Origin of the sequence: Microbispora sp. KK1-11 (assembly GCF_006874435.1) — a bacterium.
Classification (GTDB): domain Bacteria; phylum Actinomycetota; class Actinomycetes; order Streptosporangiales; family Streptosporangiaceae; genus Microbispora; species Microbispora catharanthi.
Genome location: NZ_VIRJ01000121.1, coordinates 1 through 647 on the forward strand (window position 1 = coordinate 1; position 647 = coordinate 647).

Here is a 647-nt window from a genome sequence, read left to right on the forward strand (position 1 = left end):
GAGTCGAACGGCGGGGTGCGGGTGATGCCGCTGGGCGACTCGATCACCGAGGGCACGCAGGTGCCCGGCGGCTACCGGATCGGGTTGTGGCAGCGCCTGGCCGCGGGCCGCTACACGATCGACTTCGTCGGGTCGCAGTACAACGGGCCCGCCAACCTGGGCGACCACGACCACGAGGGACACCCCGGGTGGCGCATCGACCAGATCGACGCGAACATCACCGGCTGGCTGCGCACCTCCACCCCGCGCACGGTGTTGCTGCACATCGGCACCAACGACGTGCTGCAGAACTACAACGTGTCCGGCGCGCCGCAGCGGCTGTCCACGCTGATCGACCACATCACCGCGGCGGCGCCCAACGCCGAGGTGTTCGTGGCGACCATCATCCCGCTGTCGAACTCCGGTCAGGAGGCCGCCGCCCGCACCTTCAACGCGGCGATCCCCGGCATCGTGCAGTCCAAGGTCAGCAGTGGCAAGCACGTCCATCTGGTCGACATGCACAGCAAGCTGACCACCGCCGACCTGATCGACGGCATCCACCCCACCGCGAACGGCTACGACAAGATGGCCGCCGCCTGGTACGCGGCGCTCCAGTCGGTCCCCGGCAGCATCGGGCAGGGCCCCGGCACCAGCCCCAGCCCGTCGCC

1 protein-coding gene is annotated in these 647 nt (G+C 70.0%); it reads left to right on the plus strand.

The window, feature by feature from the left end; translation table 11 throughout:
• Window positions 1-647: SGNH/GDSL hydrolase family protein (locus FLW16_RS43015; protein WP_221891604.1), on the plus strand; the 647-nt coding region annotated here is incomplete at both ends.